Genomic DNA, 22349 nt, shown 5'->3' on the forward strand with positions numbered 1-22349 from the left:
GAAAATCACCATTTTGGTTTTTCTCCAAAATGGATGAGATACTATATCGCTATGCATTTGGGCTTAATTTTTATTTCAAATGCATAGATTGGGTTAATAGATCAAAAAGTTCCTTGGTAGTATGGCATAGGTGGTCAGCTCCAGCATCCAACAATACCTTCCCATTAAGCTTGCCAGTATTAACAGCTACAGTATAAAGCCCTGCTGCCTTTGCCGATTCAACTCCCAGCGGTGCATTTTCAACTACTATGCAATTTTTCGCATCGAAGCCTGAACGATCTAACGCAATTAAATAGGGCTCGGGGTGAGGTTTGCCTTGCTTTACATCCTTTGCAGAAACAATATTTTCAGCCGCCACATCAAAATCATCCGCCAATTTATTGATTAAGCTTGGTTGCCTCGATCCAGTTACAACAAATATATCTATGCCTTCTGATCTGAGATGTTTATGAAGTTCTTGCATGTACGGCAAAATAGGTGCTTTGGGCCGCCTTTGCATCAAATTGGTTTTGAATTCGTAAATTCTGTTTTCTTCCTCAATAGTAGCCTCTCTGTTTAGATACTTCTTGATGGCATTGCGAATAGTAGAGTGCCCGGTTCTACCTTCATTCAGATAAGCTTCTTCTGATGGAAAATCAATCCCAATGGTTTTAAAACTCTCAATCCAGGTGTATTCGTGGTTGGGCATTGAATCGTAGAGTACCCCATCCATATCAAAAAAGACAGCTTTTATATTTTGAATCATTGTGCTACAGTTTAAGAAGCTGCAAAAATGAGTATTTTTTGTTTATTTTGCGCTTCTAATCACATTTCTTTATGACCATTACAATCGATCCGTTTATTAAAGAAACTTTACCTGATTTATTATTGGGTGGTTTTATCTTTGATATTGAAGTAAAAGCTTCTAGTGATGACCTGATGAAACTCTTGAATGATGAGATAAAGGTACTGGAACCCAAACTAACACCAGAATCTATTCGGGAAATGGATACGGTGAAGGCCAATAAAAATGCGTATCGCGCATTGGGTAAGGATCCTAATCGTTATCGACCATCGGCAGAGGCTTTGTTAAGACGAGTAGCTAATGGTAAAGGATTGTACCATATCAATAATGTGGTGGACATACTCAATCTGATATCCGTAAAAACAGGTTATTCAATCTGTGGTTATGATCTTGATAAGGTAGAAGGTGATATTGTAATGGGGAAGGGACAAAATGCTGAACCTTATGAAGGGATTGGACGCGGTGAATTAAATATTGAGAATTTACCAGTTTTTCGAGATGATATTGGCGCTTTTGGAACGCCAACAAGTGATTCGGTTCGTACAATGGTGACTGATAAGACGACTCGATTTCTAATGATTATTATTGGCTTTAACGACAGGACAAAAATTGAGCGAGCATTGGATGAGGCCAGTGAGTTATATAAGCAATTCGCTTCTGGAAAAGAGCTGGAACGATTTTTTATTAGTTAGTCTGTAGTTATTAGTCCGTGGCTCGAAGTCCGCAGTCCACAGAGGACAGGGTGATATGTGAAATTATACATTGAGCTTGTCGAAATGCAATAGGATTGAAAGTGCTAGATTTATTTATACGATATAAAATATGCTATTAGCTGTCGGCTAGTAGCTAATAGCTTTAAGAAGAATGGTAGAAATTTGTGCGTTGGCATCGGGTAGTAATGGTAATTGCTACTATGTGGGAAATGAAGATGAGGCGGTATTGATAGATGTGGGCATTAGTCGCAGACAGGTGTTGAAACGCATGAAAGAAGTCAAGTTGAACATTAATAAGGTGAAGGCAATATTTATATCGCACGAGCATGCCGATCATATTCGAGGTTTGCGCGTATTGTCTGATATGAATGAAATTGATGCTTATTTAACTAAGGCTACTTTTTCTAAAACACGAAATGATAATCAGCCAAAGCGAATTGGTATTTTTAAGGCAGGCGATATCATCACAGTAGGCAATATAAAAGTGCATTCCTTCGCCAAGAAACACGATGCTATTGATCCAACAAGCTTTAGGGTGGAAATAGATGGTGTTAATGTTGGAGTACTAACGGATTTGGGAACAGCTGATACAATCGTAAAGCAGCAAGTGAAGCAATGTCATGCTTTATTTTTGGAGAGTAACTACGACGAGCGTTTACTGGAAGAAGGCCCGTATCCAATCTATCTAAAGAATAGAGTTAAGTCAGATCGTGGGCATTTAAGCAATGACCAGGCGGTTAAATTGGTCGATTCATTGAAGGATACACCCTTAGAAACCATTTTGCTATCGCATATTTCGGCTGATAACAACCAGGTAGAGATAGCCATGAAATCTTTTCAAATGGTTAGTGATCGATATAAAATATATCCTACCTCGCGTTATGCTGCAACGCCTATATACACATTTGAGAAGGCGCTTAATGAAAATGAGCAGGCTTCGCAATTAAAAATGTTCTAGTCGAGTTTTCAGAAAGTACTATGGAACCGTTCTTTATTGCCAGTCACGCATAGAGAACCGTTCCTTATGCTTATAAAACATACCGTAAATTAAAGTCATCGTATTAATTATGATTTTCAATTGCTTTCAAAACGTCCTGAAAGCGGTATTTTTCGGTTAAACCAAATCCCCCGAGTTTATTCGCTTTTAAACTTGAAAGTTTGGGCGAACTAATACCACACAAAAACTTGCATAGTAGGATAGGTGATAATGGCTGTGTTGATTTAGCTGATAGTTCGTTAAGGTATTCCGATAAGTTTAAAGATTGCAATTCGGGCAGACTTTGTGTTTGGCTTAACTTAATGCCACCATCAAGGCAAGAAGAACAAGTGCCACATTTATCCCAATCAGTGCTTTCTCCAAAGTAGGCGGCCAGTTGTTTCGAAAGACAATCTTGACTGTTGAAGAAATCACACATCATGCCAATGCGTTTAATTTCGGCCTCTTCTTTCATTCTGAATTTACTAATTAACTCCTTGCTTGTTGATGTAATATCAAATTCAGGTTTCAGAACTTTAAAGACTTCTGTCATTTGTTTGGTCTCAAGCTGAATCCAATTTTTCTCATGAAAGTAGTCCAAAGCAGTGCTGATGCGTTTACGGTCGCAATTGTAATTGGTCGCAATGGCATCAAAATCAACAGCTGTCCATAAACGAGCTTTCTTCGAATGTTCAAATATGGCGGATACAAAAGCGTGGTGTTCGCCTTTAAACTTTTGAATAATACTTTCAGTCTCTTTAATGTTTTTAAAGCGATAAGAACTGAAATAGCTATACGATGGTAAAATAATACCCATGGTTTCGAGGTAAACCAAAAGTGTTTTAAGCGGTAGAGCACGCATGTTCGAATCTTTACTCAGACTCAAAAGTTGTGTTTCCCACGAGCTTTCAGCATTCTTAATTTGTTTTAATACTACCTCAATGTTATTGGCTTCGGGCGTATCGCCGTATACAAAGTTTTCCAGAGTGTGTATGCCATCCAGATTACCAAGTACCAGGCATTCACTTTTTTCATTATCACGCCCGGCACGTCCTATTTCTTGTGAGTAGTTTTCGAGCGATTTAGGCATGTCGTAATGAACAACCCGGCGAATGTTTGCTTTATCAATGCCCATACCAAAGGCAATGGTGGCTACAATAATTGGGGTTTCGCCACTCATGAATCTATTTTGAATACTTTCACGATAATCATTGGCCATTCCAGCATGATAGGCACTTGAGTTTAGTCCATTTTGCTTAAGATAGCTGGCAACATCCTCAGCTGTTTTCTGAAGCGTAACATATACAATGGTTGCCTCTTCTGGTGTGCTTGAAAGGTTTCTCAGAAGCTGCGCATTTTTTTCTGTTTCTGCGCATGCCATTACTTTTAAGTGAAGATTTGAGCGATGAAAGCCGGTAACACAAATGTTTTGTTTTGGTATTTGAAATTCGCGTTCCATATCTTCGATAACGCGAGGAGTAGCTGTTGCAGTTAAAAGCAAAACCTGCTCAATATTAAAGTCTTTGCGATAAATTGGCAGCTTTAAATAATCGGGGCGAAAGTTGTGCCCCCACTCCGAAATACAATGCGCCTCGTCGACCACTAACATGGATGTTTTAACCTGACTTAAAAAATTACGAAAGCGTTCGTTTTTGAAACGTTCTACCGAAATGAAGAGGATTTTAATTTCGCCATTTCTAACTTGGTTCTGAATGTCGATTAATTCCTTGTATTGAAGAGTAGAATCAATTCGGGCAGCCGGAATATTTTTAGATTGTAAGAAATCCAACTGATCGCTAATTAAAGCAAGTAATGGAGAAACCACCAAAGTAAGGTGGGGGAGTTGCATGGCTGAAAATTGATAACACAATGATTTACCCGATCCGGTTGGAAAGATAGCCGCGGCTGATTCACCTTTTAGTATATTGTTGACTACTTCTTTCTGACCAGTTTTAAATTCGCTAAAACCAAAGGTGCTTTTTAATGTGCTCTCAATCGTCATACTTTCCTCTTTTATGCAAAAGTAGGCTTTGGCAGGAACAAAAAAAATAGCTGATCGCATTTCGCAAACAGCTATTTTTATTTCATTATTAAACCCAGAATGGTTTAATCGTATTTTTTACAAATTAATGTTCAAACCGAGTAAGTACAATGCACTAGTTTGATCTGCAAATCCGAATTCTCGTTCGCTTGATCCGCTTAAGTTACGAGCATTAACAAATACCGAATTGTTTTTGTAGAATTTATAAGAAATCTTAGCGTTTAATAATGCTTTCGCATTAACTGTTGTGGCTCCTGATCCCATACCTGTTAACTCTCCATATAAAGCGTAATCATGGCGATACTCTTGTTCGGATATGAAATTTAACCCTGCAAAAATATTCAATTTTTCAATGGGACGATAATTGGCTGTAACACCACCAAAATAGCTAGGGGTTTGCTTATGCTCTTCAGTAACTCGTTGGTATTGTGGATTAATAAATAAACCATTAGCAGGATCGATAATTAAAGGGGATATCTTTTTATCATAGTCCTTTAATTCTGTTTTCTGAACTGTAGCAAAAGCCCTAATGTTCCATTGTTTGTTTGGAGCATAAAGTAAAGATGCTGTTGTGCCCATTTGAACAGCTTTAGCTGAGATGTTATCGTATTGGTAAATAACATGTACATATGGTTTTTCAGCACTTGGCGCTTCTACCGTGGGTTCAAATGATGGGAAATCTTCAGTTGCTGAATAGAATGCTTCAATATCAACCTGAAGCTTAGGACTTAACTGACCGCGATAGCCTAGTTCTATAACATGACTGGTAGGCAAAAGCATGTCTTCCTTGCCTTGATACTGAATGATTTGTTGCCTTTCGATACTACCCTCAGTGTAATTTGCATAAAAGTCGATCATTACTGGGCCACGATTAGCTTTTGAGTACGAACCTCTTAATAAATGCTTTTCAGTCGGTTTAAAGGTTCCAATTAGTTGGTATGTAAAGTAAGCATCATTTGGCTTGTTGTAATGATCCATTCGTAATGCTGCAATGAATCTTAGTTTTTCAGTAGCTTTATAATCGCCTCGAAGATAATAAGCAAAATTACTTAGATCTGAATCACCATTTAGGAAACCTGAACCAGGTTTGTCAACATAGGGTGAATCATCGTAGTGTATACTCTGGTAGCTCACTCCTGGACGTAAAGTTAAATCGCCAAGAGTATAGTCATATTCTGCGATAAAGTCTAAATGACCAAAATCAAACTCGGACGCGATAGGGTTAGCTTTAGCTATATCCTGTGTGCCGAAGTTACCCGAAACCTGAATGCTCAAGCCATAAATGTTACTTAGTGCATTAAAATAATATGATTCTGATTCGCGTACACTAATTGGGGTAACGCTTGATTCCATAAACACAGTGTTTGCTTTTGAGTTTTGTAATCCACCAGCAATACTGAAAAAGATGTCTTCATTAAGCTCATAGTTTAATGAGGCATTAACTCCTAGGCGATCCTTCGCCATTACTGAATCCTGATATGTTGGGTGATTTGGTCCAGATACGCCATTGTGTGGTGAGGTGTAATCTATTTGTTGACTGCTAGGTAAATATTCACCCTGTAACCAAGAATAGTAATCTGTTGTAAAACGATCGCGTTTCTCATAATTAGCACTTATGCGTGCCTTTAATTTATTATCATTAGAAGAAGTATTAACGGCAAAATCTCCAATTAATGTACTGGCGCTTCCTCCCTGAATACTACCATCAACAGCAATAGTTTTATCGGGTGATTTTTTAGTAATGATATTAACCATACCATTTACGGCATTTGGACCATATAGAGCGGTTGAAGCGCCTCTAATAATTTCAATACGTTCAACATCAGTTATACTGATTGGAAGTGTTTCCCAGAAAGTACCACCGTTAAGGTTATTAAAAACTTTTCGGCCATCGATCATAATTAACGACATCGAGTTTTCACTAAAGAAAGTGAAGTTACCCGGAGGAATGTTGTCATTACCTCTAATGTGAATGTCATAATTTCCATTAGTCTCTTCACGAACTATAAATCCCGGTACAAGACGAAAGGCTTCTTCAATGGTAGTAGCTCCTGAATTAATTAATTCTTCCTTTGTTATAATTGATGAAGATAAAGGTGCATCAAATGAGCTTTCTGCTTTTTTAGAAACAGCTACAATTTCCAGGTTCATTAAATCTTCCAACGACATGTTGAAATAATCAAGTGAGTCTGTTTGTGCATTCAAATTCCCCATGCCTATGATAAAACTACATAGGATTATCCCAATTTTAATTTTCATTACGATCTTCTTTTATTAGATATTAAGTTATTTTTTACTGAAATAAGTAGGGATGAAACCATGTTGCGCAGACTTCATATGCATTTATTAATTATGAGTCTGATTTGCAACTAAGTTCTTATAATATCCCGATTCATTTTACCACTCTAAGCCTATAAAAAGTGGAGTGCCCCCCAGCACTCATTTCCCTAGAGTTTCGCAGGTAATACGAAGCTTGTTATGCTTTGTTACATAGGTTTTGAATCTCACATTTGGAATGCTTGCAGAAGTGTTTGTAAGTATAAGTTAATTAAGTAATTGAATAGTTAATTAATAAGTGTTAAAAATAAATATTTTTTGAACATTGTGATTTTGTAGTGTGTAAAGTGTTTGGAATATAGTCGTTTGCATTTCGACTTTTTGATTTTAATATGTTTTTGTTCGATAGTGTTTCGATATATTATTCATGCATTAAAGTTGTGTTTTAAACATTAGGATTGACTTAAATGAAAATCGCCTAGTACTGAATTCTTATTTTATTAATAACTTCGAGCAATTATTTGGGACTATGAAGCGAGAAGGAACAAGTTATGGTATTTTATTAATGGTATTGTCGGTTATAGCATTTGCTATAATGGCAACTTTAGTTAAAACCATGTCGCATGTTAGTACCTTTGTTACTGTCTTTGTTCGATTCTCTGTGGGTGTTGGAATACTTGGTTTTCTAGCCTTAATGCGGCGTATTGATCTATCGTTTGTAAGGAGTCCTCTTTTGTTACTACGCGGTATTACAGGCACCTTATCGGTTGCGCTTTTTTATTTGGCTATTGTAAAAATTGGTATGGGTAAAGGCTCGGTCTATTCTTACTCATACCCTGTATTTGCATCGCTTTTAAGTGCTTTAGTGTTAAAGGAACGCATTACTATAATGAATTGGCTGTTAATATTTTCAGCCTTTATCGGAATTATTTTTGTCTCTTATAACGTGAATGGAACATATGCATTTGGAATATTTGATATTTTGGCAATGTTTAGTGCCATTACAAATGCAGTTTCCATTTTGTTGGTAAAAAAGCTACATGGTACTGATAATTCCTATGCCATATTTTTTGCTCAAAGCATTGTTGGTTTCTGGGTGTTTATTATCCCGGCCAATTTACCGCAATTAACAGGGCCGGTTTCTGGAAGTTACATATTAATTATAATAGGAATAGCATCGGCCTTTGCACAATTGTTAAATACCGAAGGATACCGTCATGTATCCATTGCCACAGGATCACCTTTTCATATGTTGATTCCGGTAGTGAATGTAATTATTGGAGTCTTTGTTTTTAATGAATCCTTCAGCACCATGGAAACAATCGGCGCCTCACTCGTTGTGTTATCGTGCCTTGGAATAATGTTGATCAATCGTAGAAAGAAATGAAAGATATCGAACCTAAAGTACTGTTGGTAACTCCGCCTTTAACGCAGCTTAATACACCATATCCGGCAACATGTTATCTGAAAGGATATTTAAACACCATTGGAGTTGCTTGTAATCAGGTTGATTTAGGTATCGAAGTGATTAATCATTTGTTCTCTTATGAAGGCTTATCTAAACTTTTTGAAGGAAAACAAGTGCAAAAGGATTGGTCAGAGAATTCTCAACGTATTTTTCATTTGAAGAAGTTCTACCTGGCTAGTATACCAAAGGTGATGGATTTTTTGCATGAGCCAAAAGTGGAAATGGCACATGTGATATGCAGTGGCAATGTGTTACCCGAAGCTTCACGATTTGAACAACTTGAAGAATTGGAATGGGCTTTTGGCAATATGGGTTTGCTTGATAAGGCCAAACATTTTTGTACTCTTTATTTAGAAGATATATGTGATTTTATAACAGAAGTTATCGATCCGCATTTTGGTTTTAGTAGATATGCAGAGCGTCTGGGGCGATCGGCAAGTTCATTTGATTCTATTGATGAGGCATTGAATTTACCCTTATCATATGTTGAGGAAATATTAATAAAAGAACTTTCGAAAGCAGTTAACCAGCACCAACCAACTTTAATAAGTCTTTCCGTTCCCTTTCCAGGAAACCTGATGGGAGCATTGCGCATTGGTCAATGGATAAAACAAAATCAACCCGAAATAACAGTTTCGATGGGTGGAGGTTATCCTAATACCGAGTTAAGGGCATTAAAGGATGATCGTATTTTTCAGTATCTTGATTTTATCACTTTAGATGATGGGGAAACACCATTAAAACGATTAATAGAATATTTATCAGGGCAGTGCGATTCAAACAAGTTGGTTCGTACTTGGATGATTGAGAATGGCGAATTGGTTTATCTTAATGATAATTCAGCTCAAGATGTGCCTCAGGAAAAGCTTGGTACACCTGATTATTCCGATTTACCCTTACATAAGTATCTTTCAGTCATTGAAGTGGCCAATCCAATGTTTCGACTATGGAGCGATGGTAAATGGATGAAACTTACTTTGGCGCATGGTTGCTATTGGGGTAAGTGTACATTTTGTGATGGATCTCTTGATTATATCGGACGTTATGAACCATCTCATGTAAAAATGATTGTGGATAGAATGCAGGCCATGATGTTGCAAACGGGTATGAATGGCTTTCATTTCGTTGATGAAGCTGCGCCGCCTGCGTTATTAAAAGAATTAGCGCTAGAAATTCTGCGAAGACAAATAAGGGTGGTTTGGTGGACTAATGTGCGTTTCGAAAAAAGTTTTACGCCCGATGTTTGTCGTTTATTAAAACTAAGTGGTTGTATCGCTGTTTCTGGCGGTATTGAAGTTGCATCAGAGCGGATTTTAAAGCTTATTAATAAAGGTGTAGATATTGCACAAGTGAGTAATGTCAGTCTAAATTTTACTCAAGCTGGAATCATGGTGCATGCTTATTTGATGTACGGTTTTCCTACCCAAACGGAACAAGAAACCATTGATTCGTTGGAGGTTGTCAGGCAGTTGTTTGAGTTGAATATAATTGATTCGGGCTTTTGGCATCAGTTTGCAATGACGGCACATAGTGATGTTGGCCTGCAGCCCGATAAGTATAAGGTGAAAATAACAAAGGGCTTGGATGGGGAATTTGCGAACAACGATTTATACCATCAAGATCCATTGGGAGCAGATCATTCTAAATTTGGAGAAGGTTTGAAGAAAGCCATTTTTAATTTTATGCATGGCGTGTGTTTGGATTATCATTTAAGTGAATGGTTTGAATTTAAAGCACCCCAGACTTCATTGCCACCAAATTACATTGAGAAGTGTTTGTCGGATTCTGTCATTGTTTCTGAGCGTTCGAGCTTAGTGTGGTTGCACGAGATACCTTTGGTGCGACACTATGAAAAACGAAAGAAGGGTAGTGCTCTGTCAATGGCAGAATTAACCTTTGTTTTACCCCAGGAGCAGTATGCTTTAAACCTTAAAGCAAATTTGGCAGATTGGTTATTGTTAGTGCTGTCTGAAATGTCACTAGCTAAGCTTGAACGCTACAGCTTAAATGATTTACACATGAGTTTTGAAGCTCATGAATTAGGCGATTTCGATGTTTTTTGGCAGAGCAATACGTGTACTCAGCTACGTGAAATAGGGCTTTTGATTCTTTAAGTGCTTGTGTTTTCTATTTCCGCAAACCGTTTCGGAACTTACTTTTAAAATACTTGAGTGAAGGTGACTGTGGTTTAAGTTTCAGTATAAGAGGTTTTTAATTGTATTTTGTGATTTTGTCAAAACAGTGCTTTTTTCGATATCACTGTTGAATGTTTAAATTTACATTCAAACTAAGAACTATCAGGATGAAAAATCTACTACTACTTTCATTTACCTTATTGCTTGCTTTGCAATCTTGTAATAATCAAACAACAACTTCAACTGAAAAACCAAATGTTCCCTTTGTATGGGAAAATGCCAATGTTTATTTCCTATTAACCGATCGGTTTAATAACGGAGATAAATCAAATGATGTGAATTTCAATCGTGTCGAAATATCGGCTCCATTGCGAGGTTTTATGGGTGGTGATTTTAAGGGAATTACACAAAAGATAAATGAAGGCTATTTCTCAAAACTGGGTATTACTGCTTTGTGGTTTAGTCCAATTTTTGAACAGGTTCATGGATCGGTTGATGAAGGTACTGGTTTAACCTTTGCTTTCCATGGATATTGGACTAAGGATTGGACCGCAATTGAGCCTAACTTTGGCACAGAACAAGAATTTGCTGCCCTTGTTGATGCGGCGCATGCCAATGGCATCAGAATATTAATGGATGTCATCATTAACCATACAGGCCCAGTAACGCCACAGGATCCTGTGTGGGATGATGCGTGGGTTAGGACTTCACCACAATGTAAATATCAGGACTATGAATCAACAGTTACTTGTACTTTGGTTGAAAATTTACCTGATGTGAAAACTGAAAGTGATGAGCATGTGGATTTACCAAAGCCACTCATGGAAAAGTGGGCCGAAGAGGGAAGATTGGAGCAAGAGGTAAATGAGTTGGAGGCCTATTTTGCCAGTACAGGATATGCGCGTGCACCACGATTCTATATTATAAAATGGCTAACTGATTTTATTCGAAAGTATGGAATCGATGGATTTCGTTTGGATACAGTAAAACACACCGAAGAAACAGTTTGGGCCGATTTATGGAAGGAAGCAACTAAAGCTTTTAATGAATGGAAAGCGGCTAATCCTGATAAGGTAATGGATGATAATGAATTCTTCATGGTGGGAGAAGTATACGGTTATGGAATCTCGGGTGTTCGCATGTATGATTTTGGCGACCGAAAGGTTGACTACTTCAGTAATGGGATGAAAAGCTTAATTAATTTTGAGTTTAAGTCAGATGCGCATAATGATTACGAAACTATTTTTTCAAAATATAGTCAACTGTTAAATGATTCATTAAAAGGCTTAAGTGTTATGAATTATATAAGTTCGCACGATGATGGTCAACCATATGATCAAAAACGAATGAATACGCTTGAGTCTGCTACCAAACTTTTATTGTGTCCGGGTGCATCACAAGTATATTACGGAGATGAATCGGCACGTAGTTTAATGATAGATGGAACTTCAGGTGATGCTACTTTACGTTCGTTTATGAACTGGGAAGAAATTCTGGAAAATAAGCAAGTCAATGGTGTTGCTCTGCAAGATTTGCTTTCGCATTGGCAAAAACTTGGGCAGTTCAGAAGTGAGCATCCAGCAGTTGGAGCGGGTGTGCATGCTATGATCCAGGAGAAACCTTATTATTTTAAACGTACTTATTCATCAAGCAATTATGATGATAGAGTGGTTGTGGGGCTCGATTTAGATAAGGGAATGAAACAAGTTGATGTGGAAGGGATATTTGAAGAGGGAGAGTTGTTGACTGATTTTTATTCGGGTAAAACGGTTAAAGTACAGAATGGAAAAGTGCAGTTTGATAGTGACAAAACAATTGTTCTTCTGGCTCAATAAAATCTTAATTTAAAGAATTTAAATCCAGGCTAGTCCTGGATTTTTTATATCTTAAGGTTTTATTTTTTTTCGTTATGGGCTTAATAAAAATTTATCAAGTTGATGCTTTTACATCCGAGCTGTTTAAAGGAAATCCTGCTGCCGTCTGTTTGTTTGAGGAATTTCCTGAGGATAGTGTTATGCAGAGCATTGCATTCGAAAATAATTTAGCAGAAACAGCATTTGTTAAACCTTTGGGAGGGAATCAATTTTTTATTAGGTGGTTCACACCATGTGTTGAAGTAAATTTGTGCGGGCATGCCACACTGGCTAGTTCCTATGTTTTGTTCCATCACGAAGGCATTAACTCTAATGAACTCGTGTTTCAAACTAAGAATATTGGACAACTTCGTGTAGAAAGAAATGCCGATTGGTTGGTTCTGGATTTTCCGGCTGATGAACTTGTTGAAATTGACTGGCCTGAAAATGAAATAAAAGCAATGGGTATTCGTCCTGAAGCTGTTTTTAAAGGGCGATGCGATTTGTTATTTATATATAGCTCACAACGGCAGATTGAGCTGCTGCAACCAAATTTTGATCAGCTTGCTAAATCTGAATCAGAAGGCGTTATTGCCACAGCAAAAGGTGATGAGGTGGATTTTGTTTCGCGCTATTTTGGTCCTAAGGTTGGCATTGACGAGGACTCTGTAACGGGTTCGGCGCACACAACATTAACGCCATATTGGGCAAAAAATCTTAATAAAAAGCAACTAACAGCACGGCAAATATCATTTAGACAAGGCGAGTTAAAATGTGAATTGCTTAATGATCGCGTTAAAATTGCTGGCCAGGCAAAGTTATATTTGAAAGGGCAATTGTATTTGCCATAAAAAAGACCTTCCGTTTGGAAGGTCTCAGTAAGTACTGTTATTAAGTAATCTATTTTTTGCTCTCTTTTTCTTCTATTTTATCAATTTCTCCCTGATAACTTATATGGCTGCGATTGTTACTCGTTACGTTAACCGAGGTATTACCATTGTAGCTAATTTCCATTGATACTCTATAATGGTCCTTGTCTTTAACTTCAAATGAAAAAGTGATTGTTCGTTTCTTTTCATTGATTTCGACCTTCTTATTTTCCATAGTACCATTAAACTTAATACCACCGTCGTTGCCATAATGAGATTGGAATCCTCGTCCAAAAAATGGTAGATCTCCTTCTGCATTATCACCTGTAATTTTTATAAAACCATAATTCGTTGTAAGGTCGATAGATTGACCTCCTTGTGGAAATGCACGGTTTGGTACATAAATAAATTGAGCACTATCCACCAATGTTTTGGTTTCTGTAAAGGCTTCATTTTTTTTATTTTCTCTTTCTTGTTTTTTTTGTGAAAAGGCGTTTTGACTGCTGAGCAATAATAAAAGACTAAATATTGTATAGCTAATAATTGTTTTCATAACTTATAGATCTTAATTTTGAATTATATTCATATCAAAACGTATGCCAAATATAAAGAATAAAGCGGAAGGAATGACTTGCTTTGTTTGTGAAACAAGTATTACCGATACTTTGTTTATGATTCATTCTCAAGTTCATTTGCCACTTTGTTTAGCTTGTAAAGAAACTAATCAGGAGAAAGATAAAGTGAAGGAATTGTTGGAAGGCTTAGCTGAGGATCTTGGCATTGGATGCATTTAACTTAACTTAACGATAATACAATGAAAACTAAACTACTGCCTTTTCTGCTGCTCTTTATTGTTGGAGCTTTCAGTATTTCTGCTCAAGAGAATGAAGGAAAGAAATTTAAGGATAAGATTTACACCGGAGGAAACCTGGGCTTGACTTTTGGAACCTATACTAACATAATGATTAGTCCTATCATAGGTGCCCGTTTGAACGAAAAAATATATGCCGGACTCGGATTTGAATACCAGTATACGAAGGACAAATCTATAGAGCCAGCTTTGACCTATAATCAATTTGGTGCCCGTTTGTTTTCTCAGTATAATATTATTCCGCAGTTATTTGCTCACCTTGAGTTTGCCGGATATAGTATGGAGAGGTATAATATTCGCTACGAGAAGGAACGAAATTTTGTACCATTTATTTATGTGGGCGGTGGTTATCGACAAATGATATCCCAAAGAAGCTTTGTCTCATTTCGCATTTTGTTTGATGTACTGCAAAATACCAATTCGCCATACAATGCATGGGATCCTATTTATAGCATTGGGTTTGGTGTTGGTATTTAATGTCAAAATATCAGATATAACCATTTATTTTATACATGAGCAAACCCAACCATTCTTTAAGAAGTAGTGGCCATTGGTTGAGAGTGGCTAGTGATGGAATAAAGTATTCACCCGGTTTAAGTTGATTGGTGTGTTGCAAGAAGTGGGAGTAGTAGGGTGTAACTTTAATTCCCGTTTTTTCGAAGCACATTTTTGCTCGCCTCATATGAAAAGCAGAAGTAATTAAAATAACGTCTAGGTTTGAATTAATGCTTGAGAGCACTTGTTTGGTGTGAATGGCATTTTCATTTGTGTTACGAGAGTGTGATTCAACAAATATATCCTTTTCAGGAATGTTGATGGAAACTAAATAATCTTTGAGATAGGTTGCTTCTGGCGTTTCTTCAAACATGATTTCCGCAGAACCACCTGAAAGAATAATCTTGCTACCTGGATTTTGATGATAAATGGGTAAGGCTTGTAATAAACGATCTACCGATTGAAAAAAGAGGATTTTATTTGATTTTGAATTAATGGACGAGTAGCCACCCAAAATGACAATATTTGACGCCTTACTGATCTCTACTTGGGTATTTTCCATGGGACCTTCCCATTTGGTAATTGTCCAGTTAAATAAGGCCGTATTTGAAAAAAGAAGAAAAATAGCGAAAGCAGAAAATCGAAGTACTTTTTTGTAATTCGCTTTTTTCATAAATCGAGAAAGAACTAATAAGAAGAGGCACCATAAAAATGGAGATATTAGAAAGGATAATATTTTAGATAGGAAGAAAAACATTTGTTTTGCTTAAAGTTTGTTAGTTAACCAAGGACTTTTATTTTTGTATAAGAACAAAAGTAAGCATTAAGTCATACTTCAAAAAACCACAGGATATGCATTTTAACCAATTACTTCGTGAACGATACTCGGTACGTGAATTTAAACCCTTGAAAGTGTCAAAAGCTTTATTAGTGGAAGTGCTGGAGGCAGGTCGCATGGCGCCATCGGCAGCTAATAAACAACCATGGAAATTCATTCTTGTTTCCGAAGATGATAACTTAAAGAAATTAAAAAAAGCATATAAAAGAGATTGGTTTAAAGCGGCGCCACAGATAATTGTTATTTGCGGAGATCATGATGCTTCGTGGAAACGCTCGTTCGATGGAAAAGACCATTGTGATATTGATGCGGCTATCGCAATTGACCATATGACTATACGAGCTGCTGAATTAGGTTTGGGTACCTGCTGGGTTTGTCATTTTCAACCTGATTTAATTAAGGAAGCATTAGAATTGCCTGAGGGTATTGAGCCCATTGCTTTGTTACCAATTGGTTACCCGATTGTAAGTAAAGCTCCTTTGAAAAATAGAAAGCAACTTAACGAGGTGGTATTTGAAGAGAAATTTGGTCAACAATTAAAGAAGTAATTTAGAAAGTAATACCTGCTGCCAACGAAACAGCCGAATAATTACTGTAGTGATAGCTCGCCTGTAAACTCAAAAAATAAAGGTTTACTTGAACGCCGGCTTCGTACTCGGCTCCAGAGAAATCGTATTCCATTTTTAGGGGATCACTTATGGTGCTTGTTTCTCCAACTATTCCAGTATAATCACCTAATAAATCGATTGTTGTGTTATGCGAACCATAGCCAGCACTTCCATATAGGTTGAAAGAATGAAATACAAAACCTAACATAAAACGACCTGAGATAACGGAACTATTTACATCAAGGGATTGATTTTTTTGTTGCTCATAACTTACTTCAGAGTTAGCATTGAGCTGGGTGTAAGTTAACATTAAAGAGGTTTCTAAAAATGGATACTTTTGTAGGAATTTGAAATATGGTACCAAGCTATGTTTTACCCCAGCACCCCACAATAAAGTTTTGCCAAGCTGATTGTATTCTATTGGTGGTGTTAATTTTAAGTTTATTTCGGTGCCCCATGGTATTCCAATGGCAAACGAAATCATAGGCAATTGTAGCGAAGAGATATCTTCACCATTGGGAACGTCATTGTCCTGCCCTAAATATGATAGAGTTGGTAATTCTTGACCGGTTAAAAATCGATGCACAGCAGTTGGGGCTCTATAAACTTCTGGGTTATTTAGGCTGATATCAGTTAGTTTGCCTGATTCAATCATTGAATTTAAATCCGTTATTTGATCGGCTGATTTTGAATAACTCTGATTATGGACATATCTTAAAGTAAATCTGCCTGTGCGCAAAACACTTGGAGAACTATTCCAACCTCCATTTAAGTTGGCATCAATCATTCCAGCATAGGGATGTAAGTATGTTTTCGATAAAACCTGGGCATTTTGAACACCATAGTTTAGATAATCAACAATATTCTTTTGAGCAAAGCTTAAGTTGCTAATTAATAGCATTATCGATAGGGTAGTGTATGGTTTGTTTAATAATCTCATGGAGTAGATTTTAAAAGTGCTTTTGCTTCGGATGTTGAGATGCGTTGACTGCCATGGTAGGCAACCACGTAGCCCTTAATTTTTTCATCCTTCATACAGGAATAGGCTTTTTGGTATTCATTGAATTTACCAACAGAATATCTGTACCAACCATCGCCTTTATTTTCTATGGTTTTGCGATTTCCCTTGTATATAGTTGACAATTGCACATTGGTGGCAGGCTTGCGATCAGCCATGATTTGAATTGTAAAATATACTTCTGGACCAGTAGTTTCTGCAATTGTTTCTTTAGGAGGTGGAACTTTCTTTTCTTCAAGTACCACGACGGTGTCTTTTTTGATAGGAAGATCAATTTCTGGTTTACTTATTTCTTCCACTGCAGCAACAGTAACAACTGCTTCACTTACCGGTGAAGTAGTGCTTACTTGTGTTTCGATAGGTTTGCTAACCAATGTTTCGGTAAACTGATTCTTACATAATTGGTTGTATAAATCACTTTGAATGCTTTGATGTAAATCGATTGATAATACCGCATATTTAAGGGCATCATTCACCTGCCGTGTATCACGAGATTGTTTGAAGTATTTGTGTGCTTTTTTCGAGTTTGCTTTGTTGTCATGCAGTAGTTTATCTATGTCTAAATCATGCTTATTTTCAAACTCATTATTGTTAATGTGCTTTAAGTAGACATCCGATTTTTTTGACATACCCACATAATACACACGTAAAGCTCTTAGGCTGTTTGTTCGTTTATTTTTATCTGAATTAGAAAGCTTAGTACTTGTCCCTTCTGAGTTTTTATAAACATGAATTAAGGAATCTAATTGCACATCCATGTTTAAACCTTGATTTAACAAGGCATCGCCTTTTTGTAATTGGCCGATCTCTTTAGCAGAAAATAATTGCTCCAGTGTGTCTTGCTTAGTTTGCGCACTAACATTAACAGCCACAGAAAGCATGATCACAGCAATACAATATTGCAATGTTAAATTCGATTTCAAGATGTTTGGTTTTTGTGTTTTATGTTCTGCTAGTATAGCAGGTTTACCCTATTAAAGGTAAAAAGACTTTAAGCATATTGCAAGTTATGAAGCTTACAATATGCTTTATGTGGTTTTTATCTGAAGTTGATACCTATTCCTCCAGTGATAACAGAATATTCACCAACAGAATAATCGGCATGAAGTGAAAAGATGGCCAAACGTAAACGCATGCCCACATTAAAATCAAAAGCACCTGTTGTATAGGCTAAAGATATCGGATTTGCACTAGCCTCTGGTTCATTCGGTACATCAAAATCACCTACTACATCAAAATTACTTTTAGTATTCCCGTATCCCATTCCTGTATAAAAGGAAACAACGGGAAGGTTGGCGCCAATTAATAAACGACCGGTATATGCGTTGGCCGACGTTTCAAGATTTCCTGCTCCAATATCACCTCCATCTACACCAAGGCTTGATTCAAAATGGGTGTAAGCACCCAATACTGATAATTGAAGAAATGGTAAACGCTTAACAAAAGGGATATAGTCTTTAAGTGAGTGTTTTAAACCCAATCCCCACATGTAAGCTTTACCAAAATCGCCATATTCAACACGTGGCATAAAGCGTCCCATTACTTCAGTATGATATGGTAAACCAACCGCCGCTTGTAACATGGGACTTACAAAAGTATTAGCTCCTGCACCTTTTAAGGTTGCAATTTCAGTGTTCGGGAATTCTTGTAATGCAAACCTGGTTTGCTGATCCTTACTACCTGCCATAGTTGGAGCAGTGGAGCCATCCATTGATTCTAATGACTTTAAATTGCTGGGTACTTGAAAGCTTTTTTTGCTATCAGGGGCTTTGGTATAACTTGCCGTTAAGGTTAAATCAAAACCACCAATCTTATGCACCTTAGCACTATTGTACCAACCACTATTTAAATTAACACCTAACATTTCACCATATGGGCGAAGGTATTCGTTGGCAATTAGGTTAGCATCGTGGGTACCACCCTTCAGTATATCTATTATCTGATCTTGAGCTTGAAGGCTACTGCCTGTAATCAAGATGATTGAGAAAATGTAAATTAGTTTCTTCTTCATGACAAGGATGTTTATTGTGCGTGTATTATTGTTTTAGCAATTCCATGGCTTCTCTTACTGAGATGCGTTCTTCCTTATTGTAGGCTACTATAAAACCTTTTATACTTTCATCTTTCATTGTATTTCTCGCAGTTTCTACATCAGTGAACTTACCTATTGAATAGCGATACCATCCATCGCCAATCATTTCAATAACTTCCATGTTTCCAGCATAAGCCTGTTTTAGTTTTTCAGAAGAAGCTTGTTGTTTATCTGCCAAAAATTGTATGCTCAAGAAAACTTGTGATTCAACAATAGGTTTCGTAATCACTTCTTCTTGAATAATTTCGGGGCTTGCTTCTTCTTCTTCGATAGGTACTTGGCTAGTTTCTGTTTCTTCTGTTGGTGTGGTAATAATAGCTGCTGCACCAACACCTGCACCCGCAACAACCAAGGCTGCATTTGGATCTACTACATTAGGAGTTGTTAAGTCTGGATTTGCTTCCAGCTCCAAATTTTCAGCTACAGGTGATTGATTTACAGGTTCCGGCTCGTGACTAATGCTATCCTGTACAAGCGCCTCATTACTAGCTACGGGTTCTTCTTCGATTACTTCTTCAACAATGGCAACCGTAGTTCCAGCTGCTAATATTTTTAATAAACTTGATTCTTGAATCTCAATCGCTTTGTTTTGATTTTCCTGAGCCAGTTCTACCAATTCAACCATTTCGTCAGGCGATGACAAACGTTCTGCCTTATTATATTGTTTCTGGGCTTTTTTCTGTAGTTGCTTCACTTCATCTCTAACTTTTTCGGCCTCGGAGTTACCAGCTTTTTCAAGGCCTTTTAAGCGTCCATCGAGTGTTTTTATGTGTTTGTTGTAGCCGTCTTCAAAATAAACAGCTGCCTTCATTTTATTTTCAGCAATCTTCTTATTGAGTTTGTTTATCTTTTTAGTTTTAATGCGGCCATCTGCATTTTTCAAGGCTTCAACTTCCTTTTCATATTCCTCAGATTCAAGAAGTATACTATTGCCTTTTTTTATGAGCTTTTGCGACGATTCGATTTTTTTATTTTCTTTTTCATCGAGCTGAGCACTTAGTTTATTGCTTTGCGCAATGCTAGTTAATGGCAAAATGAATAAGCAGATTAAAATAAAATATAATGGAAGTTTGCTAAAATTTTTCATCGAATATGTTAATTGTAATCGTTTTAATTATAAAGACTAGGTGTAATTTAAGCCTAATTTATAGGTTTTAACGAACGTTATGGTAAAAGGTTTGTTGTATGAGTATTATTTTTACTGGGATAAGCTGCTTATTTTTGTTGACGAATAGGAAAAAAAGAAATATATCATGATAAATCCATTATTAGAAACATTTAATACAACACATCAAGTTCCTCCATTTAACGAAATTAAAGAGGAACATTATTTACCGGCTTTTAAGCAATTGATTAAGGATGCCAAGCATGGTATTGAAGATATTGCAAATTCAAATGAGCAGGAAAGCTTCGAGAACACGATTGAAGCTATGGAAATGGTTGGTAAGCAACTTAATGTTGTGAGTCATGTGTTTTTTAATTTGAACCATGCCGAAACGAATGAAGAGATTCAAGGCATCGCACGCGAGGTTTCACCTTTACTAACCGAATATTCTAATGATATTTGGCTTAATCCAAAATTGTTTGCCCGTGTTAAAGCTGTCAATGATCATTTTGATGAGGGGGCTTATTCGAAAGAACAAATAAAACTACTGCAAGATACCTATAAGGCCTTTGTGCGAAAAGGTGCTTTGTTGAAGGGAGATGCTCAAGTTCGATATAGAGAGATAACCAATAAGTTGGCTAAATTAAGTTTGAAGTTTGGCGAGAATTTATTGGCTGAAACTAACGATTATAACTTGCATATTATCGATGAAGCTCAATTAAGTGGATTGCCGCAAGGATTAAAAGATGCGGCAGCGGAAGTAGCTAAAGGAATGGATAAAGAAGGTTGGGTTTTTACTTTGCAGTTTCCGAGTTATGTACCATTTATGAAATATGCCTCAGATAGAACATTGCGTAAAGAAATGTTTATGGCCTACTCAAACAGAGGCAATAATGCGAATAAACACGATAACAATGACATCATCAAACAATTAGTTTCGTTACGCTACGAGAAAGCGCAATTATTGGGTTATAATACGCATGCTGATTATGTACTTGAAGAACATATGGCGGTTGATCCTAAAACAGTCAATGCCTTTTTAAATGAATTACTGGAGGCTTCAATTGGATTTGGAAGGAGCGATGTTAAGGCGGTGGAAGAGTTTGCCCAATCCTTAGGTTTTGAAGGCCCACTGCAACGATGGGATTATCCGTACTATAGCGAGCAATTAAAAGCTGACAAGTATGGGTTGGACGATGAAGCAACTCGTCCTTATTTTGAATTGGAAAAAGTTGAAACAGGAATTTTTAGTTTGGCAACTGGTTTATATGGCTTAAGTTTTAAGCCCAATAATTCAGCACCTGTGTACCACGATGAAGTTAGGGTATATGATGTTTATGATGGTGATGGGCAGTTTCTAAGTGTTTTTTACGTGGATTATTTTCCCAGAAATACAAAACAAGGCGGAGCCTGGATGACTTCTTTCAGAGAGCAATATAAAACATCAAAAGAAGATGTGCGACCTCATGTTTCTATCGTTTGCAACTTTACTCGACCAGTTGGTGATAAACCTTCGTTGTTGACCTTTAACGAGGTAAAGACTTTCTTGCATGAGTTTGGTCATGCACTGCATGGCATGCTAAGTAAGGTAAGTTACGAAAGTCTTTCCGGCACTAATGTTTATCGCGATTTTGTGGAATTGCCCTCACAAATAATGGAAAATTGGGCAACGCAAAAGCAATGGTTGCAAGATGTTGGCGTACATTATAAGACGGGGGAACTTATACCGGATGAAATGATTAATAGCATTATCGAGAGTGATAATTACCAAAGTGGTTATGCTACTGTACGTCAATTGAGTTTTGGTTTAAATGACATGGCATGGCACTCGCTTGATAAAACATTTAATGGTGAAGTATGCGATTTCGAAAAGCAAGCAATGTCTGCCACAGAACTATTCCCCGAAGTTGAAGGAACGGTTTTTTCAACTGGTTTCTCACATATTTTTGATGGTGGTTATGCAGCTGGATATTATGGCTACAAATGGGCAGAAGTGTTAGATGCTGATGCTTTTGATTCATTTTTGGGAAAAGGTATCTACGATAAAGAAACCGCTAAGCGTTTTCGAGAGAGTATACTAGAAAAAGGGGGGACGGAACACCCGATGGAATTGTACAAACGATTTAAAGGGCAAGAACCTTCTATAGAACCTCTTTTAAAACGAAGTGGACTGAAGAAGTAAATGATTAAGAAAATCTAAGTAAAT

19 protein-coding genes are annotated in these 22349 nt (G+C 37.0%); 10 read left to right on the forward strand and 9 right to left on the reverse strand.

Annotated features, from left to right (window positions below):
• Positions 1-70 precede the first annotated feature (70 nt).
• Positions 71-745 carry an inorganic diphosphatase gene (locus ACRD7B_RS16065; protein ID WP_430825611.1) on the reverse strand — a complete coding sequence of 225 codons (675 nt, stop codon included), beginning with the start codon at positions 743-745 and terminating at the stop codon, positions 71-73.
• A gap of 71 nt (positions 746-816) precedes the next feature.
• On the opposite strand from ACRD7B_RS16065, the gene ACRD7B_RS16070 reads away from it, so the two are divergent.
• Together ACRD7B_RS16070 and ACRD7B_RS16075 are read left to right on the forward strand one after the other, a co-directional pair.
• A complete protein-coding gene (locus ACRD7B_RS16070) occupies positions 817-1476 on the forward strand; it encodes a B3/B4 domain-containing protein (RefSeq protein ID WP_430825612.1) in 660 nt (219 codons plus the stop codon).
• 172 nt (positions 1477-1648) lie between these two features.
• A complete protein-coding gene (locus ACRD7B_RS16075) occupies positions 1649-2455 on the forward strand; it encodes an MBL fold metallo-hydrolase (protein WP_430825613.1) in 807 nt (268 codons plus the stop codon).
• A 103-nt stretch (positions 2456-2558) separates the two neighbouring features.
• Here ACRD7B_RS16075 and ACRD7B_RS16080 read toward each other — a convergent pair whose 3' ends face one another.
• Positions 2559-4535, reverse strand: a complete 1977-nt coding sequence (locus ACRD7B_RS16080) for a RecQ family ATP-dependent DNA helicase (protein WP_430825614.1) — start codon at positions 4533-4535, stop codon at positions 2559-2561.
• 57 nt (positions 4536-4592) lie between these two features.
• Positions 4593-6773 (reverse strand): TonB-dependent receptor plug domain-containing protein, encoded by a 2181-nt coding sequence (locus ACRD7B_RS16085; protein ID WP_430825615.1) that lies wholly within the window; start codon positions 6771-6773, stop codon positions 4593-4595.
• Between the two features lie 547 nt (positions 6774-7320).
• Here ACRD7B_RS16085 and ACRD7B_RS16090 point away from each other — a divergent pair.
• From ACRD7B_RS16090 to ACRD7B_RS16105, 4 genes are all read left to right on the forward strand, one after another.
• Positions 7321-8178, forward strand: a complete 858-nt coding sequence (locus ACRD7B_RS16090; RefSeq protein WP_430825616.1) for a DMT family transporter — start codon at positions 7321-7323, stop codon at positions 8176-8178.
• Positions 8175-10373 carry a B12-binding domain-containing radical SAM protein gene (locus ACRD7B_RS16095; RefSeq protein WP_430825617.1) on the forward strand — a complete coding sequence of 733 codons (2199 nt, stop codon included), beginning with the start codon at positions 8175-8177 and terminating at the stop codon, positions 10371-10373. The genes ACRD7B_RS16090 and ACRD7B_RS16095 overlap by 4 nt, the downstream gene beginning before the upstream one ends.
• Before the next feature lie 188 nt (positions 10374-10561).
• Positions 10562-12229 carry an alpha-amylase family glycosyl hydrolase gene (locus ACRD7B_RS16100; protein ID WP_430825618.1) on the forward strand — a complete coding sequence of 556 codons (1668 nt, stop codon included), beginning with the start codon at positions 10562-10564 and terminating at the stop codon, positions 12227-12229.
• A gap of 74 nt (positions 12230-12303) precedes the next feature.
• Positions 12304-13098, forward strand: a complete 795-nt coding sequence (locus ACRD7B_RS16105; protein WP_430825619.1) for a PhzF family phenazine biosynthesis protein — start codon at positions 12304-12306, stop codon at positions 13096-13098.
• A gap of 49 nt (positions 13099-13147) precedes the next feature.
• Here the strand turns inward: ACRD7B_RS16105 and ACRD7B_RS16110 are convergent, their stop codons facing one another.
• Positions 13148-13669 carry a DUF4251 domain-containing protein gene (locus ACRD7B_RS16110; protein ID WP_430825620.1) on the reverse strand — a complete coding sequence of 174 codons (522 nt, stop codon included), beginning with the start codon at positions 13667-13669 and terminating at the stop codon, positions 13148-13150.
• Positions 13670-13712: 43 nt separating this feature from the next.
• On the opposite strand from ACRD7B_RS16110, the gene ACRD7B_RS16115 reads away from it, so the two are divergent.
• Together ACRD7B_RS16115 and ACRD7B_RS16120 are read left to right on the forward strand one after the other, a co-directional pair.
• Positions 13713-13910, forward strand: coding sequence for a hypothetical protein (locus ACRD7B_RS16115; protein ID WP_430825621.1), 198 nt, complete (start codon positions 13713-13715; stop codon positions 13908-13910).
• A 20-nt stretch (positions 13911-13930) separates the two neighbouring features.
• Positions 13931-14464, forward strand: coding sequence for a hypothetical protein (locus ACRD7B_RS16120; protein WP_430825622.1), 534 nt, complete (start codon positions 13931-13933; stop codon positions 14462-14464).
• 10 nt (positions 14465-14474) lie between these two features.
• Here ACRD7B_RS16120 and ACRD7B_RS16125 read toward each other — a convergent pair whose 3' ends face one another.
• On the reverse strand, positions 14475-15155 hold the full coding sequence (locus ACRD7B_RS16125; protein ID WP_430825623.1) for a YdcF family protein: 681 nt from the start codon (positions 15153-15155) through the stop codon (positions 14475-14477).
• Between the two features lie 179 nt (positions 15156-15334).
• Here ACRD7B_RS16125 and ACRD7B_RS16130 point away from each other — a divergent pair, with 179 nt between their 5' ends.
• Positions 15335-15868: a nitroreductase family protein gene (locus ACRD7B_RS16130; RefSeq protein ID WP_430825624.1), complete on the forward strand. Its 534-nt coding sequence runs from the start codon at positions 15335-15337 to the stop codon at positions 15866-15868.
• A 1-nt stretch (position 15869) separates the two neighbouring features.
• Here the strand turns inward: ACRD7B_RS16130 and ACRD7B_RS16135 are convergent, their stop codons facing one another.
• The 4 genes from ACRD7B_RS16135 to ACRD7B_RS16150 all read right to left on the reverse strand — a co-directional run bounded on the left by ACRD7B_RS16135 (position 15870) and on the right by ACRD7B_RS16150 (position 20125).
• The gene (locus ACRD7B_RS16135) at positions 15870-16868 is read right to left on the reverse strand and encodes a DUF6588 family protein (RefSeq protein ID WP_430825625.1); all 999 of its coding nucleotides are present in this window, start codon (positions 16866-16868) and stop codon (positions 15870-15872) included.
• On the reverse strand, positions 16865-17869 hold the full coding sequence (locus tag ACRD7B_RS16140; RefSeq protein WP_430825626.1) for a hypothetical protein: 1005 nt from the start codon (positions 17867-17869) through the stop codon (positions 16865-16867). Before ACRD7B_RS16140 ends, ACRD7B_RS16135 begins: the two co-directional genes overlap by 4 nt.
• A 116-nt stretch (positions 17870-17985) precedes the next feature.
• Positions 17986-18957: a DUF6588 family protein gene (locus tag ACRD7B_RS16145; protein ID WP_430825627.1), complete on the reverse strand. Its 972-nt coding sequence runs from the start codon at positions 18955-18957 to the stop codon at positions 17986-17988.
• A gap of 25 nt (positions 18958-18982) precedes the next feature.
• Positions 18983-20125, reverse strand: a complete 1143-nt coding sequence (locus tag ACRD7B_RS16150) for a hypothetical protein (protein WP_430825628.1) — start codon at positions 20123-20125, stop codon at positions 18983-18985.
• Positions 20126-20291: 166 nt separating this feature from the next.
• Here ACRD7B_RS16150 and ACRD7B_RS16155 point away from each other — a divergent pair, with 166 nt between their 5' ends.
• Entirely contained in the window at positions 20292-22325 is a 2034-nt protein-coding gene (locus ACRD7B_RS16155; protein WP_430825629.1) for a M3 family metallopeptidase, read from the forward strand.
• Positions 22326-22349: the final 24 nt, after the last annotated feature.

It is taken from the genome of Carboxylicivirga fragile (assembly GCF_050589805.1).
Classification (GTDB): Bacteria; Bacteroidota; Bacteroidia; order Bacteroidales; family Marinilabiliaceae; genus Carboxylicivirga; species Carboxylicivirga fragile.